This window comes from Pseudomonas sp. Irchel 3A7 (assembly GCF_900187565.1).
Taxonomy (GTDB): domain Bacteria; phylum Pseudomonadota; class Gammaproteobacteria; order Pseudomonadales; family Pseudomonadaceae; genus Aquipseudomonas.
Genome location: NZ_FYED01000013.1, coordinates 93,653 through 108,918, shown reverse-complemented (window position 1 = coordinate 108,918; position 15,266 = coordinate 93,653). Strand labels below are relative to the sequence as shown.

General features: G+C 60.6%; 12 protein-coding genes. 10 read left to right on the top strand and 2 right to left on the bottom strand.

Annotated elements, in window-relative coordinates; all coding sequences use genetic code 11:
• Positions 1 to 9: 9 nt before the first annotated feature.
• Both CKW21_RS21410 and CKW21_RS21405 read right to left on the bottom strand, forming a co-directional pair.
• Positions 10 to 774, bottom strand: coding sequence for a TOBE domain-containing protein (locus tag CKW21_RS21410; RefSeq protein ID WP_095195906.1), 765 nt, complete (start codon positions 772 to 774; stop codon positions 10 to 12).
• Between the two features lie 185 nt (positions 775 to 959).
• Entirely contained in the window at positions 960 to 1,700 is a 741-nt protein-coding gene (locus CKW21_RS21405; RefSeq protein ID WP_095195905.1) for a ComF family protein, read from the bottom strand.
• A 109-nt stretch (positions 1,701 to 1,809) separates the two neighbouring features.
• Between CKW21_RS21405 and bioB the strand changes: the two genes are divergently transcribed.
• From bioB to CKW21_RS21355, 10 genes are all read left to right on the top strand, one after another.
• The gene (gene bioB / locus CKW21_RS21400; protein WP_095195904.1) at positions 1,810 to 2,865 is read left to right on the top strand and encodes a biotin synthase BioB; all 1,056 of its coding nucleotides are present in this window, start codon (positions 1,810 to 1,812) and stop codon (positions 2,863 to 2,865) included.
• A gap of 159 nt (positions 2,866 to 3,024) precedes the next feature.
• Positions 3,025 to 4,203 (top strand): 8-amino-7-oxononanoate synthase, encoded by a 1,179-nt coding sequence (bioF, locus tag CKW21_RS21395; RefSeq protein WP_095195903.1) that lies wholly within the window; start codon positions 3,025 to 3,027, stop codon positions 4,201 to 4,203.
• Entirely contained in the window at positions 4,196 to 4,927 is a 732-nt protein-coding gene (locus CKW21_RS21390; protein ID WP_095195902.1) for an alpha/beta fold hydrolase, read from the top strand. The genes bioF and CKW21_RS21390 overlap by 8 nt, the downstream gene beginning before the upstream one ends.
• A complete protein-coding gene (gene bioC / locus CKW21_RS21385; protein WP_095195901.1) occupies positions 4,920 to 5,732 on the top strand; it encodes a malonyl-ACP O-methyltransferase BioC in 813 nt (270 codons plus the stop codon). The genes CKW21_RS21390 and bioC overlap by 8 nt, the downstream gene beginning before the upstream one ends.
• Positions 5,729 to 6,409 (top strand): dethiobiotin synthase, encoded by a 681-nt coding sequence (gene bioD / locus CKW21_RS21380; protein ID WP_095195900.1) that lies wholly within the window; start codon positions 5,729 to 5,731, stop codon positions 6,407 to 6,409. Before bioC ends, bioD begins: the two co-directional genes overlap by 4 nt.
• A gap of 115 nt (positions 6,410 to 6,524) precedes the next feature.
• Positions 6,525 to 6,821 carry a pyrroloquinoline quinone biosynthesis protein PqqE gene (locus CKW21_RS21375; RefSeq protein WP_095195899.1) on the top strand — a complete coding sequence of 99 codons (297 nt, stop codon included), beginning with the start codon at positions 6,525 to 6,527 and terminating at the stop codon, positions 6,819 to 6,821.
• Between the two features lie 276 nt (positions 6,822 to 7,097).
• The gene (locus CKW21_RS21370; protein ID WP_095195898.1) at positions 7,098 to 8,903 is read left to right on the top strand and encodes a phenylacyl-CoA dehydrogenase; all 1,806 of its coding nucleotides are present in this window, start codon (positions 7,098 to 7,100) and stop codon (positions 8,901 to 8,903) included.
• 699 nt (positions 8,904 to 9,602) lie between these two features.
• Positions 9,603 to 11,729, top strand: a complete 2,127-nt coding sequence (locus tag CKW21_RS21365; protein ID WP_095195897.1) for a cytochrome-c peroxidase — start codon at positions 9,603 to 9,605, stop codon at positions 11,727 to 11,729.
• Positions 11,730 to 11,958: 229 nt separating this feature from the next.
• On the top strand, positions 11,959 to 13,251 hold the full coding sequence (locus CKW21_RS21360; protein WP_095195896.1) for a GGDEF domain-containing protein: 1,293 nt from the start codon (positions 11,959 to 11,961) through the stop codon (positions 13,249 to 13,251).
• An 86-nt stretch (positions 13,252 to 13,337) separates the two neighbouring features.
• Complete coding sequence (locus tag CKW21_RS21355) at positions 13,338 to 15,134, top strand: acyl-CoA dehydrogenase C-terminal domain-containing protein (protein ID WP_095195895.1); 1,797 nt, start codon at positions 13,338 to 13,340, stop codon at positions 15,132 to 15,134.
• Positions 15,135 to 15,266: the final 132 nt, after the last annotated feature.

The following is a 15,266-nucleotide window of genomic DNA, read 5'->3' as shown; positions in this document are numbered from 1 at the left end:
GCAGCGCGTTTACAACGGCGTACCCAGCAACACGTTGGACGGCGAAAACTGCACGCTCACCGGTTCTCCCATGGCCAAGCGCCGCGATTGCAGATGTTCGGGATCGACCAGTGCGCAGAGTGTCTGGCCGTTGGGCAGGGCGATGCGCACTTCACTGGGGCCGTCTTCGGCGTCGAGAATTTCCTCGATCGTGCCTTTGAGGCAATTGTGTCCGGGCGTTGCGACGTCTTCGGCGCCGAGCAATTCAAGCCAGCCGGCCTTGATCAGGGCCACCACTTCGGTGCCGGGTTGCAGCTCCAGGCGCAGGGTGCTGTCGTGGGTGATTTGTGCGTCGATGCTCAAGCCTTCGGCCAGTTCAAGGCGAACTCTGTCGTTGTGGCCTTGGGTTTCGATGGCGGCAACCTTGCCATGCAATTGATTACGCGCGCTGGTGCGCAGCATCAAGCGGCTGAGCAGGTCGAGGTCGCTGGCTTCTTCGGCGGCTTCCAGCACCTGGGCCTGCAAGGCTTGCAGCTTTTGATACAGGCGCAAAACCCGCTCGCCTTCGCTGGACAGTCTGGCGCCGCCACCACCCTTGCCGCCGACGCTGCGCTCCACCAATGGCTTCTGCGCCAGGTTGTTGAGTTCATCGATGGCATCCCAGGCGGCCTTGTAGCTCAGGCCCGCGCTTTTCGCCGCGCGGGTGATCGAGCCCTGTTCGGCAATGTGTTGCAGCAGGGCGATACGCTGCGGGCGGCGGACAATGTGTTGGGACAACAACGTGGGCAGGGACATGGCAGAGCGCTTCGGGCTGTGACGATGGGGGGGACGTTGGCGGCTGGGAGCCCGGGAGTCAAGTCGAGCCACGGTCCTTGTGGGAGCGAGCCTGCTCGCGAAGAGGTCGTGTCAGCTGAAATCACTGCTGCTGACACACCGCCTTCGCTAGCAAGGCCGCTCCCACAGGTTTTTGTGTTTTGGGGTCAGATTGTATCGCCAGGTTTTGGGGTACGAGCCAGGCAATACACATCAACCCGTGCGGCACCTGCGTCCATCAGCAGGCGGGCCAGTGCTTGCGCCGTGGCACCGGTGGTCAGCACATCGTCCACCAACGCCAGGTGACGTCCTTTGAACGATGCGCCGGGTGCCAGCGCGAACGCATGGCGCAGGTTTTTCCGCCGTTCGTTGGCGTTCAGCACCTGTTGCGCGCTGGTGTCCTGGGTCCTCAGTAGCAGTCTTTCATCCCACGGCAAGTCCAATCGGGTGCTCAGCCAGCGCGCCAGCATCGCGGCCTGATTGAACCCCCGTTGGCGCAGCCGTCGGGTGGCCAGCGGCACCGGCACCAGTAAATCGGGACGCTGCAGATCATCTTCGAAGCGATGTTGCAGGGCCTGTGCGAGCAGCTCGGCCAGCAGGTGGCCGAAGGGCCACTTCGCGCTGTGTTTGAAGCGGGTGATCAGGCTGTCTATCGGAAAACTGTAGGTCCAGGGGGCAATGACGTGTTCGAAGGCCGGCGGCTGCTTCAGGCACTGGCCACAGGTCAGGCCAGCCGCGGGCAACGGCAGGGCGCAGGTCTGACAGTGATCGCCGAGCCAGGGAAGCTCCGTTTCGCAGGCCATGCAGAGGGGCGTATCGCCATCGGCGGCTTCGTCGCAAAGCAAACAGATCTGTTTATTTTTTAACCAGATGTAAACCTGTCCATTGTGTCGTGGTTGACAGCGCATCGCTCTTCCTTAAATATGCCGAACATCCGTGTTGCGCCTGTGGGTATTCCGTCCCGCAGTCGCTTGCCCAGCATAAAACCTTGTACGGCTTAAAATAAAGGTAACGCCCATGAGCGCCAGCACCTCTGCAACCCTGCGTCATGACTGGTCTTTGGCCGAAGTCAAAGCACTCTTCGTTCAACCATTCAATGACTTGCTGTTCCAGGCGCAGACCGTGCACCGCGCGCATTTCGACGCCAACCGCGTCCAGGTGTCGACCCTGTTGTCGATCAAAACCGGCGCCTGTCCGGAAGATTGCAAATATTGTCCGCAGTCCGGTCACTACAACACCGGCCTGGAAAAAGAAAAGCTGATGGAGGTGCAGAAGGTCCTCGAAGAGGCCGCTCGTGCCAAGGCCATCGGTTCGACCCGTTTCTGCATGGGCGCGGCGTGGAAGCACCCCTCGGCCAAGGACATGCCGTATGTGTTGAAGATGGTCGAAGGCGTGAAGGCCCTGGGCCTGGAAACCTGCATGACCCTCGGTCGCCTGGATCAGGAGCAGACCGAAGCGCTGGCCAAGGCTGGCCTCGACTACTACAACCACAACCTCGACACCTCGCCGGAGTTCTACGGCAGCATCATCACCACCCGCACCTACAGCGAGCGCCTGCAAACCTTGGCATACGTGCGTGATTCGGGGATGAAGATCTGTTCCGGCGGTATCCTCGGCATGGGCGAGTCCCTCGATGACCGTGCCAACCTGCTGATCCAGCTGGCCAACCTGCCGGAGCATCCGGAGTCGGTGCCGATCAACATGCTGGTGAAAGTGGCCGGCACGCCGCTGGAGAACGCCGACGACGTCGACCCGTTCGACTTCATCCGCATGCTCGCCGTCGCCCGGATCCTGATGCCCAAATCCCACGTGCGCCTGTCCGCCGGCCGCGAAGCCATGAACGAGCAGATGCAGGCCCTGGCGTTCTTCGCCGGCGCCAACTCGATTTTCTACGGCGAGAAACTGCTGACCACCGCCAACCCGCAGGCCGACAAGGACATGCAACTGTTCGGGCGTTTAGGGATCCTGCCGGAAGCTCGCGAAGAACATGCCGACGAAGTGCATCAGGCGGCTATTGAGCAGGCGCTGGTGGAGCACAAGAGCAGCGAGCAGTTTTACAACGCGGCTGTTTGAATCGCCCACCATTGACCTGATTGAAATGCAAAACCCTGTGGGAGCGAGCCTGCTCGCGAAAGGGATCTGACAATCGACATTTTTGTTGAAGGTGAGGCCCTCTTCGCGAGCAGGCTCGCTCCCACAGTGGACTTGTGTCACTGGATAGACGAGGCCTGCATGTCTTTCGATCTCGCCGCACGCCTGGCTACCCGTCGTGCCGAAAACCTTTACCGCCAACGCCCGCTGCTCGAAAGCCCGCAGGGCCCTGAAGTGGTGGTCGATGGCCAGCCGCTGCTGGCGTTCTGCAATAACGACTACCTGGGCCTGGCCAATCACCCGCAAGTGATCGAAGCCTGGCGCGCGGGTGCTTCGAAATGGGGGGTTGGCGGCGGTGCTTCGCATCTGGTGATCGGCCACAGCGGCCCGCATCACGCCCTGGAAGAAGCCCTGGCCGACCTGGCCGGCCGTCCGCGTGCCTTGCTGTTCACCACCGGCTATATGGCCAACCTCGGTGCAGTCACGGCGTTGGTGGGGCAGGGCGATACGGTGCTCGAAGACCGGCTCAATCATGCCTCCCTGCTGGATGCGGGATTGTTGTCGGGGGCGCGTTTCAATCGCTACCTGCACAACGATGCGGCGAGCCTGGCCGCACGTCTTGAGAAAGCCACCGGCAATACGCTGGTGGTCACCGATGGTGTGTTCAGCATGGACGGCGATATCGCCGATCTGCCGGCATTGGCCCGGGAAGCCAAGGCCAAGGGCGCGTGGCTGATGGTCGACGATGCTCACGGTTTCGGCCCGCTGGGCGCGAATGGCGGCGGCATCGTCGAGCATTTCGGATTGAGCATGGAAGACGTGCCGGTGCTGGTCGGCACCCTCGGCAAGGCGTTCGGCACGGCGGGGGCGTTTGTCGCCGGCAGCGAAGAGCTGATCGAGAGCCTGATCCAGTTCGCCCGACCTTACATCTACACCACCAGCCAACCGCCGGCCCTGGCCTGCGCCACGCTGAAAAGCCTGGATCTGCTGCGCAGCGAGCACTGGCGTCGTGAGCATTTACAGACGCTGATCCGTCAGTTCCGCCAGGGCGCCGAGCAGATCGGCCTGGAACTGATGGACAGCTTCACGCCGATCCAGCCGATCATGATTGGCGACGCCGGGCGCGCGGTGCGCTTGTCGCAGATGCTGCGCGAACGCGGCTTGATGGTGACCGCGATCCGCCCGCCGACCGTGCCTGCCGGTAGCGCCCGTCTGCGCGTGACCCTGACCGCCGCTCACAGCGAAGCGCAGGTGCAGCTATTGTTAGAGGGACTGGCCGATTGTTTTAAACAACTTGGACCGGAGCCAAGCGATGCGTGACCGACTGATTCTGCTGCCCGGCTGGGGCCTCGGAATTTCGCCGCTGGAACCCTTGGCCGCGGCCCTGCAAGGCCTGGACGAGCACCTGCGGGTGGAAATCGAGCCATTGCCGGAACTGGAATCGAGCGATCCTGAAGAATGGCTCGATGAGCTCGACTCGACGATCCCCCAGGACACCTGGCTCGGCGGCTGGTCGCTGGGCGGCATGCTTGCGTCGCAGTTGGCGGCGCGTCGCGGTGATCGGTGCTGCGGCTTGTTTACGCTGGCCAGTAACCCTTCTTTTGTCGCCCATGAGCAGTGGCCAAGCGCGATGCCCGGGGAAACCTTCGATGCGTTTCTGGCGAACTGCATCGCCGACCCGCGCATGACTTTGAAACGCTTTTCGTTGCTCTGCGCACAAGGCGCCGAAGACCCGCGCGGGTTGTCTCGGTTGCTGCTCGGTGGTGCGCCACATAGCGCAGCACCCATGTTGATGAGCGGCCTGGAAGTGCTCGCGCAACTGGATACCCGGCAAGCCTTGCAGGCTTTTCGCGGTCCACAGTTGCACCTGTTCGCCGGCCTCGACGGGCTGGTGCCTGCCGAAGCGGCGGGCGACGTGCTGACGTTGCTGCCCGATGTCGAAATCGGCCTGATCGAACAGGCCAGCCACGCGTTTCTTCTGGAAGATCCCCACGGTGTGGCGGGGGCGATCCAGGCCTTTTTGCATGAGTGCGGCGATGACTGACTTATCCCTTCCCACCCCACCTGGGGGGTTGCCTGACAAACGCCAGGTAGCGGCTTCCTTCTCCCGTGCCGCGGAGAGTTATGACAGCGTGGCCGAATTGCAGCGTGATGTCGGCAGCCAGCTGCTGAGCCGTTTGCCGGACGATTTCGTCCCGGGGCGCTGGCTCGACCTGGGCTGTGGCACCGGGCATTTCAGTCGCGCGCTGGGTGAGCGGTTCCCGACGGGGCACGGCGTGGCGCTGGACATCGCCGAAGGCATGCTCAATCACGCCCGACCATTGGGCGGCGCCACGCACTTCATCGCTGGCGATGCCGAGAATCTTCCGCTGCGCGATTCGACCTGCGACCTGATCTATTCCAGCCTGGCGGTGCAGTGGTGCGCGGACTTCGCTTCGGTACTCAGCGAGGCTCATCGCGTGCTGAAGCCTGGCGGAATTTTCGCGTTTGCTAGTCTGTGCGTGGGCACGTTGTTTGAACTGCGTGACAGTTGGCGGCAGGTGGATGGCATGGTGCACGTCAACCGCTTCCGTGAGTTCGCGGATTATCAGCAGTTATGCGCGGCCAGCGGTTTGCAGCCGATCAGTCTGCAAACCCGTCCCCACGTGCTGTACTACCCGGATGTGCGCAGCCTGACCCATGAGCTCAAGGCGCTGGGCGCGCACAACCTCAACCCTGGCCGGCCGGGTGGACTGACCGGTCGGGCGCGGATTCTGGGGTTGATCGAGGCCTATGAGCAGTTTCGTCAGGCCCAGGGCCTGCCGGCGACTTATCAAGTGGTGTACGCCGTTATGGAGAAACCCTTATGAGCGCAGCCTATTTCATCACCGGCACCGACACCGATGTCGGCAAAACCACGGTGGCCGCCGGTTTGCTCTACGCCGCAAGGTCTGCGGGCCTGAGCACAGCGGCGGGTAAACCGGTCGCCTCCGGTTGCGATGTCACGCCCAAAGGCTTGCGCAACGCCGATGCGTTGGCGCTGCAGGCGGAATGCTCGGTGCCGCTGACTTATCAACAGGTCAATCCGGTCGCCTTCGAACCGCCCATTGCCCCGCACCTGGCGGCACGCGAGGCGGGTGTGGCATTGACGGTGCAGTCGCTGTTGGTGCCGATGCAGCAGATTCTCGACATGCAAGCCGACTTCACCTTGATCGAAGGCGCCGGTGGCTGGCGCGTGCCGCTGGCGGATCAGGACAATCTGTCGGACCTGGCGATGGCGCTGGGTCTTCCGGTGATTCTGGTGGTCGGCGTGCGCCTGGGGTGCATCAACCATGCGTTACTGACCGCCGAGGCCATCGCCCAGGACGGTTTGCAACTGGCGGGGTGGGTGGCCAATATCATCGATGCCAAGACCTCGCGGCTGGAAGAGAATCTGGCGACACTGGCCGAGCGAATCCCGGCGCCGTGTCTTGGGCGGGTGCCGAAACTCAAATTGGTCACGGCCGAAGCGGTGGCGGAGCATCTTCAGCTGGATTTGCTGGACTGAAGGTGTGGGCGTTGTCTATGACAAGGCACTGTGCCATTAGTGTTTTTGTCGGGCGTTTTGCTCACGCGTCTGCTTCAATGCCCGCTGTTGATCCTTTGCAAGGACGGGTTCTCCCATGGAAATCTCAGGAAGCACTGCTTTTTACGCCGGTCTGAGCACTATTCAGACAGGGCAGAACCGTGTTGATCAAGCCGCCGGGCAGATCGCCAATAATACGATCGAGGGCTCGGTCACCAGCCAGTCATCCGAGGTTCAGGTTGATCGCCTGCGTTCGGTCGATCGCAGCCAGCAATCGGACCTGACCAGCAGCATGGTGGAGATGGCCCAGGGTAAATTTCAGGTGGAACTGGGTGTCAAAGTTGCCAAGGCATCCGATGAAATGCTCGGTACGTTGATCGATACCTTCGCCTGACGCTTCTGAACCCGCAACGCCGACGCCGCGATCATTCGCGGCGTTTTTCTGCGTAAGTCCTTCTCTGCAAACTATTCTTTCCTACACTGCGTGTAGCTCGTCGAGCGCCGTTGCGTTGCCGTGCGCGTGGGTGTGGCGATGGGGCGATGACGAATGGCAAAAGATCGGCGCTTGACAAGCTTTTGGCGTAAACGTATGTTTCAAACAACTGTTTGACCGCCACAACAAATCCACGCGGTCGTTCATTCCCGGTTACATCAGCAGAGGTTTATCGCTATGCCTGACTACAAGGCCCCCTTGCGTGATATTCGCTTCGTTCGTGACGAACTGCTCGGCTACGAAGCGCACTATCAGAGCCTTCCGGCTTGCGCGGACGCAACTCCGGACATGGTTGACGCCATTCTCGAAGAAGGCGCCAAGTTTTGTGAGCAGGTACTGGCTCCGCTGAACCGTGTGGGCGACCTTGAAGGCTGCACCTGGAGCGAGTCCGGCGTTAAGACCCCGACTGGCTTCAAGGAAGCGTACAAGCAGTTCGTCGAAGGCGGCTGGCCAAGCCTGGCCCACGACGTCGAGCACGGCGGTCAAGGCCTGCCGGAATCCTTGGGTCTGGCCATCAGCGAAATGGTGGGCGAATCCAACTGGTCGTGGGGCATGTACCCGGGCCTGTCGCACGGCGCAATGAACACCATCTCCGAGCACGGCACGCCTGAGCAGCAAGAGGCTTACTTGACCAAGCTGGTGTCCGGCGAGTGGACCGGCACCATGTGCCTGACCGAACCTCACTGCGGTACCGACCTGGGCATGCTGCGCACCAAGGCCGAGCCTCAGGCCGACGGTTCCTACAAAGTCTCCGGTACCAAGATCTTCATCTCGGCCGGTGAACACGACATGGCCGACAACATCGTCCACATCGTGTTGGCCCGCCTGCCGGACGCACCGGCCGGTACCAAAGGCATTTCCCTGTTCATCGTGCCGAAATTCCTGCCGAACGCAGACGGTTCGATCGGTGCACGTAACGCGGTGTCCTGTGGTTCCCTGGAACACAAGATGGGCATCCACGGCAACGCCACCTGCGTGATGAACTTCGACGCGGCCACCGGTTACCTGATCGGCCCGGCGAACAAAGGCCTGAACTGCATGTTCACCTTCATGAACACCGCACGCCTGGGTACCGCGCTGCAAGGCCTGGCCCACGCTGAAGTCGGCTTCCAGGGCGGCCTGAAATACGCTCGCGATCGCCTGCAAATGCGCTCGCTGACTGGCCCGAAAGCGCCGGACAAAGCGGCCGACCCGATCATCGTGCACCCTGACGTACGCCGCATGCTGTTGACCATGAAGGCGTTCGCCGAAGGCAACCGTGCGATGGTTTACTTCACCGCCAAGCAAGTCGACATCGTCAAGTACGGCGTGGACGAAGAAGAGAAGAAGAAAGCCGACGCACTGCTGGCGTTCATGACCCCAATTGCCAAAGCCTTCATGACCGAAGTCGGTTTCGAATCGGCTAACCACGGCGTGCAGATCTATGGCGGCCACGGTTTCATCGCCGAGTGGGGCATGGAGCAGAACGTTCGCGACAGCCGCATTTCCATGCTGTACGAAGGCACCACCGGCATCCAGGCACTCGACCTGCTGGGTCGTAAAGTACTGATGACTCAAGGCGAAGCCCTCAAAGGTTTCACCAAGATCGTGCACAAGTTCTGCCAGACCCACGAAGGTAACGAAGCGGTCAAAGAGTTCGTTGCACCGTTGGCTGCACTGAACAAGGAATGGGGCGAGCTGACCATGAAGGTCGGTATGGCTGCCATGAAGGATCGCGAAGAAGTCGGCGCGGCCTCGGTGGACTACCTGATGTACTCCGGTTACGCCTGCCTGGCCTATTTCTGGGCCGACATGGCGCGCCTGGCGGCCGAGAAACTGGCTGCCGGCACTTCCGAGGAGGCGTTCTATACCGCCAAGCTGCAGACTGCGCGCTTCTACTTCCAGCGCATCCTGCCGCGTACCCGCACTCACGTTGCAACCATGCTGTCGGGCGCCAACAACCTGATGGACATGAAAGAAGAAGACTTCGCGCTGGGTTACTAAGCCTTAGCGCCGATCTTCAAAAAACCGCTGGTCCTTCGGGGCTGGCGGTTTTTTTTGCCTGTTTCTTTCTCGTCTGTAGGAGCGAGCTTGCTCGCGATGGACGTTAATAATAACGCGTGCTCCTGATTAAACGCGTCGAATTAAAGTCCATCGCGAGCAAGCTCGCTCCTACAGGTTTTTTGCAAACTAAACGTGCAGGGCTAGTTTATGAAGTGCAAGTAAGCGCCTCATGGCTATTGAGCGGTGATAAGAGGCTTCAATAATTAAGTCGCTTATATGTCGACTGTCTGCTCTTGTTGAATCAGCAATTACTTTGCCAATCCGAATGGTGGCGCGGAATGAGGAGTCGACGGCCTGTCAGTCTTTGTTTGTGGGGGGTTGTCCCCAATGCCGGGGGCGTTTTACCCCGAGGTTGCGTAAGTGCCGAGCGCCGAATTACGCGCATTAAAAAATTGTAAATAAATGCTGCTGAAATTATTTGTTACGACTACAGTGCAATCAAGCGTCGCCGCAGAGCGACGCGCCAATACTTATCAGCCAACGATTAGCGAGCACTTCGCCAGTCTAGTCATGCCCTGCGTCCAGCAACTTAAGTTAGAGATTGCTGCGAGCGCCGGCAGCAAGGTTTCTGGCCATGAGTCCATCTCGCAACGGGTTATCCGGAGCCTGGCAACTCCGTTCTGAATCGGGAGTGTCATCATGGTCAAAAATCTACACATCCTGCGCAGCCTCCCTCTGGTCTGTGCGCTCATCGGTTGCCTGTCAGTGAACCCGGTTTTCGCCGCTGACCCCGAAGAGGTTGAGCCGCCCATACCGGAAGTACCGAGCCTGCAATCGTTGCGCGGCATGACGCCACCCGATCCATCCGGCACCGAGGGCGGGCGCAAGGTCGATCTGATGACCGACTACGTACTCAACCGCTCGGCGGCGATCCTGCTGGGCAAGGCCCTGTTCTGGGACATGGAGGTCGGCAGCGACAGCACCACCGCTTGTGCATCCTGCCACTACCACGCCGGGGTCGATCACCGGACCACCAACCAGATCAACCCGGGCCAGGCGCACACCAACGCCAACGTCGCTTCGATTTTCAACAAACCGTTCACGGCATCCGACATTCCCGGCGACGTGCCCTCCTACACCACCCGATCCGGCGGCAAGGGCGGGCCGAATTATCCGTTGAAGAAAACCGATTTCCCGACCCATGTGCTGGCGAACCCGCTGGATCGCAACTCTGCGATCCTCTATTCGACCGACGATGTGATCGGCTCACAGGGTGTGTTTGACGCCAACTTCGTCAAACCGAATCAGCCGCGCTTCGACAAGTGCACACAGCAGCCGGACAGCATCTTCCAGGTCGGCGGCATCAATGTGCGACGCAGCACCGGGCGCAATGCGCCGTCAGTGATCAACGCCGCGTTCAACGTGCGCAATTTCTGGGACGGCCGGGCCAATAACGTGTTCAACGGTTTTTCACCATTCGGCAACCGCGACCCCGACGCCGGGATCTACGTGACCAAGGACAGCAGCGGTGTGGCGCTCAAAGTGCGGCTGGCGCTCAACGATGCTTCTGCCGCTTCGCAGGCGGTAGGCCCGCCCGGCAGTGCCGTGGAAATGTCCTGCGGCGGGCGCACCTTTGCCGACATTGGCCGGCGCATGCTCGATACGCTGATGCTCAAGCAGCAACGCATCTCGTCCACCGATTCTGTGCTGGGCCCGGTTTCCGGCGCTCGCCGCCCGACCTACCGTGAACTGATCAAGAACGCTTTCCAGCCACGCCTGTGGAATGCCACGCAGCAGGTGTTGGTGGGTGGTGCGCCCTACACCCAGATGGAGGCTAACTTTCCGCTGTTCTTCGGTCTGGCGATCCAGATGTATGAAGCCACACTGGTGTCGGACCAGGCGCCGCTGGACGCCTGGCTGCAGGGCGATCACACGGCCATGAACGAGCAGCAGGTGCAGGGTATGAATCTGTTCCTGGGCAAGGGCAAGTGCGTCAACTGCCATGGCGGTGCGGAACTGACCAACGCCGCCAGCCGCTTGCAACTCCATCCCCGTGAGCGCATCGAGCGCATGGTCATGGCGGACGGCCTGACTACGCTCTACGACAACGGTTTCTACAACACCGGCGTGCGGCCAACCTCGGAAGACCTCGCACTCGGCGGCGCCGATGCCTGGGGCAATCCGCTGTCCTTCACCCGTCAATACAACACGCTGCTGCAAGGCGGGAAGATTCCTGACTCGCTGGCTGTCGATGTCTGCACCTTTGAAGCACCGTTGAGCGCAGCGATTCCCTGCGATGCGACGCTTGCGCCAAACGTTGGTTTCCGCGATGCGGTCGACGGCGCCTTCAAGACACCGACGCTGCGCAACATCGCGCTGACCGGGCCGTATTTCCACAACGGCAGTCGCTCGACGCTCAAACAAGTCATGGAGTTCTACAACCGTGGCGGCGACCGCCGTGGCGAAGACGCGAGCAACACCAGTGGATTCGAGCACCCGGTGGTCAATCAGCACAACGGCTCGAACCTCGATCCGGACATGACCAACCTGAACCTGACCCCCGATGAAGTGGATGCCGTGGTCAAATTCATGGAGGTCGGCTTGACCGACCCGCGAGTCGCGTGGGAACGGGCACCCTTCGATCATCCCTCGCTGGTGTTGCCTCAGGGTCATGTGGGCGATGAAACCGCCGTGACGCAAAAACCGGTCAGCCTGAAGATCACCACCCGCCAGGCAATGGACGCCAACATCCAGCTCAAACCGATCGGTGCTGAAGGTCGCCGACCTGAAGAAGGGCCGTTGCAACCCTTCAACAACGATATTTGATTGGAAAAATCCCGCCGCAACTTAGCCACCGACCTTGTTGAAGGGGGCGGTGGCTGGTGTTGCATACGGTTACGCATTGCCGAAAAAAACCTCGTCCACTTGCTCAGTAAGTCTGGGCTTCTGCCGTTAACAATGATGGCCATGTGACCTTGGTCAGAATGTGTGTGCTTATTGGCCTGCATTGCAGGCACAATGCCATCAAATTGCTATGACGGTCGGAGCTTTACCCTTGCCGCGTTCTTCCGCTGTACGTTTCAGTCATTTCCTGCCGTCGTTGCTGCTGTTGCTGGCGGGGCTTGCGGCTGCGTACGTCAAGGACCTGAACGTCTTCTTCACCTCGCTGTTCAACGTACTGCCGACCTTGGTGCTGCTGCTTGGCGGTGCTTATTGCGCGGTTTACCGACGTCAACGTGAACTGTTTCTGATGGTCACGGTGTACATCGCCTACTTCCTGCTCGACACCCAGACTGACTATTACCGCGACAACGGCAAAGTGCGCGAAGACGCTGCGGTGGTCTTTCATTTGTGCTGCCTGTTGCTGCCGTTGCTGTTTGGCGTATTCGCTGCGTGGCAGGAGCGAACGCACCTGTTCCAGGACATGGTGGCGCGTTTCGCCGTGTTGCTGGCGGTGGGCAGCGTGGCGTTGGGGCTGGAGCAGAGCTATCCACAAGCGTTGCTGATGTGGCTGTCGGAGATTCGCTGGCCGGCCTTGCACGGCGCCTGGATGAGCCTGATCCAGCTGTCGTACCCGGTGTTCATCGCGTCGTTCGTGCTGCTGGCCTGGCAGTACTGGCGCAACCCGAGACCGCTCCACGCCGCACAACTGGTGGGCTTGCTCGGGCTGTTCTGGATGTTGCCGAAAACTTTCATTCTGCCGTTCACCCTGAACATCATGTGCAGCCAGGTGATGTTGATGATCGCCGCCGCCGTCGCCCATGAGGCTTATCAAATGGCCTTCCGCGACGAGCTGACCGGGCTGCCGGGCCGCCGCGCACTGAACGAACGCATGCAGCGTCTGGGACGCAACTACGTGCTGGCGATGAGCGATGTCGACCACTTCAAGAAATTCAACGACACCCACGGCCACGATGTCGGTGACCAGGTGTTGCGACTGGTGGCCAGCAAACTGTCCAAAATCGGTGGCGGCGGTAAGGCGTATCGCTACGGTGGTGAAGAGTTCGCCCTGGTGTTTGCAGGCAAGACTCTCGAAGAATGCATGCCGCACCTGGAAGTGATCCGAGAATCCATCGCCACCTACAACATTCATCTGCGCAATCAGGACAGCCGTCCGCAGGATGATAATCAGGGGCGCCAGCGTCGCTCCGGTTCTGCCGCTTCGAGCGTGTCGGTCACCGTCAGCATCGGCGTCGCCGAACGGGTTGAGCAACGCACCCCCGAAGAAGTGCTCAAATCCGCCGACCAGGCGCTCTACAGCGCCAAGGGCGCCGGGCGTAACTGCGTGATGGCATTCGGGCAGAACCGCCGTGGCGCCGTGCGCATGGACGCCGCTACGGTTGAGTGATGATGGCGCATTCAGCGTCTGGACTGTGATTGTGAGGCATGGTTGCCGGCAGTAGGTTGAACACATCTGCCGCCGGAGAAATGACCATGCCCGAGTACAAAGCTCCCCTGCGCGACATGCGCTTTCTGATCGACCACGTCTTCGACTATCACAGCAACTACGCGGCGCTGGGCGCCAATGACGCCAGCCCGGACATGATCAATGCGATCCTTGAGGAAGGCGCGAAATTCTGTGAGAACGTGCTGTCGCCCCTCAATCGCAGCGGCGACGAAGAGGGCTGCCATTTCGACAATGGCGTGGTGACGACGCCCAAAGGTTTCAAGCAGGCTTTCGCACAATATGTGGAAGGTGGCTGGCATGGCCTGGCGGCCGATCCGGCCTACGGCGGCCAGGGTTTACCCAGCTCTCTGGGGCTGGTCATCAGCGAAATGGTGGCTTCCAGCAATACGTCGTGGGGCATGTACCCCGGCCTGACCCATGGCGCCATGTCGGCGATCCACGCCCACGGCACCGAAGAGCAGAAACAGACCTATCTGAGCAAACTCACCGCCGGCCAGTGGACCGGCACCATGTGCCTGACCGAAGCCCATTGCGGCACCGACTTGGGCATTATCAAGACCCGCGCCGTACCCCAGGCCGACGGCAGCTATGCCATCTCCGGCAGCAAGATTTTCATCTCTGCCGGTGAACATGACATGAGCGACAACATCATTCACCTGGTGCTGGCGAAACTGCCGGATGCACCGGCCGGGACCAAAGGCATTTCGCTGTTTATCGTGCCCAAGTTCCTGCCTGATGCCGCGGGTGAAGCAGGAGAGCGCAATGGTGTGTCTTGCGGCTCCATCGAACACAAAATGGGCATCAAGGCTTCGGCCACTTGCGTACTGAATTTCGACGAGGCCAAGGGCTTTTTGATCGGTGAAGCGAACAAGGGCCTGAACTGCATGTTCACCATGATGAACCACGCACGGCTGGGCACCGGCATGCAGGGCTTGTGTCTGGGCGAGGCGAGCTTTCAAGGCGCGATCAGGTACGCCAATGAGCGTTTGCAGATGCGTGCGTTGACCGGTCCTAAAGCCCCGGAAAAAACGGCCGACCCGATCATCGTGCATCCCGATGTACGCCGGATGTTGCTGACCATGAAGGCCTTCAACGAAGGCAACCGCGCACTGACCTACTTCACTGCGCAGTTGCTGGACGCCGCGCACCTGGGTGCGGATGAAACGGCGCGTCAGGATGCCGAAGACCTGCTGGCGTTCCTGACGCCGATCTGCAAGGCCTTCATGACCGAAACCGGCCTGGAAGTGACCAACCACGGCATGCAGGTGTTTGGTGGTCATGGCTTTATCCGCGAGTGGGGGATGGAGCAACTGGTGCGCGATTGCCGCATCGCACCGATCTACGAAGGCACCAACGGCATCCAGGCGCTGGATCTGCTTGGGCGCAAAGTCCTCGGCAGCCAGGGCAAACTGCTGCGTGGCTTCACCAAAATCGTTCACAAGTTTTGCGCGGCGAACGCCGGGCATCCGCAATTGGCCAGCTATGTGGCTCAGCTCAATGAGCTGAACCAGCAATGGGGTGAGTTGACGACCCAGGTGGGCATGGCGGCGATGAAAAACCCGGATGAAGTGGGTGCCGCGTCGGTGGATTACCTGATGTACAGCGGCTACATCGTCCTCGGCTACCTGTGGTTGCGTATGGCGTTGGTGGCGCAGGCACAGCTTGAAACGGGGGAAGGCGATGCCGATTTCTGTCGGGCGAAACTGGCGACCACCGAGTTTTACTTCAAGCGATTGTTGCCGCGTACCGCCGCTCATCGGGCGGCGATCGAGGCGGGGAGTGACTGCCTGATGCAGCTGCCGGCGGAGTTGTTTGCGCTCTGACGCCAGCCTTTTGTAGGAGCGAGCTCGCTCGCGATGGTCGTGAACGATAACGTGTGAAACCTGACACCCAATGGCGCCCTCAGGTTTTTCGCGAGCAAGCTCGCTCCTACAGATTCATCTTTTCATTCCTCG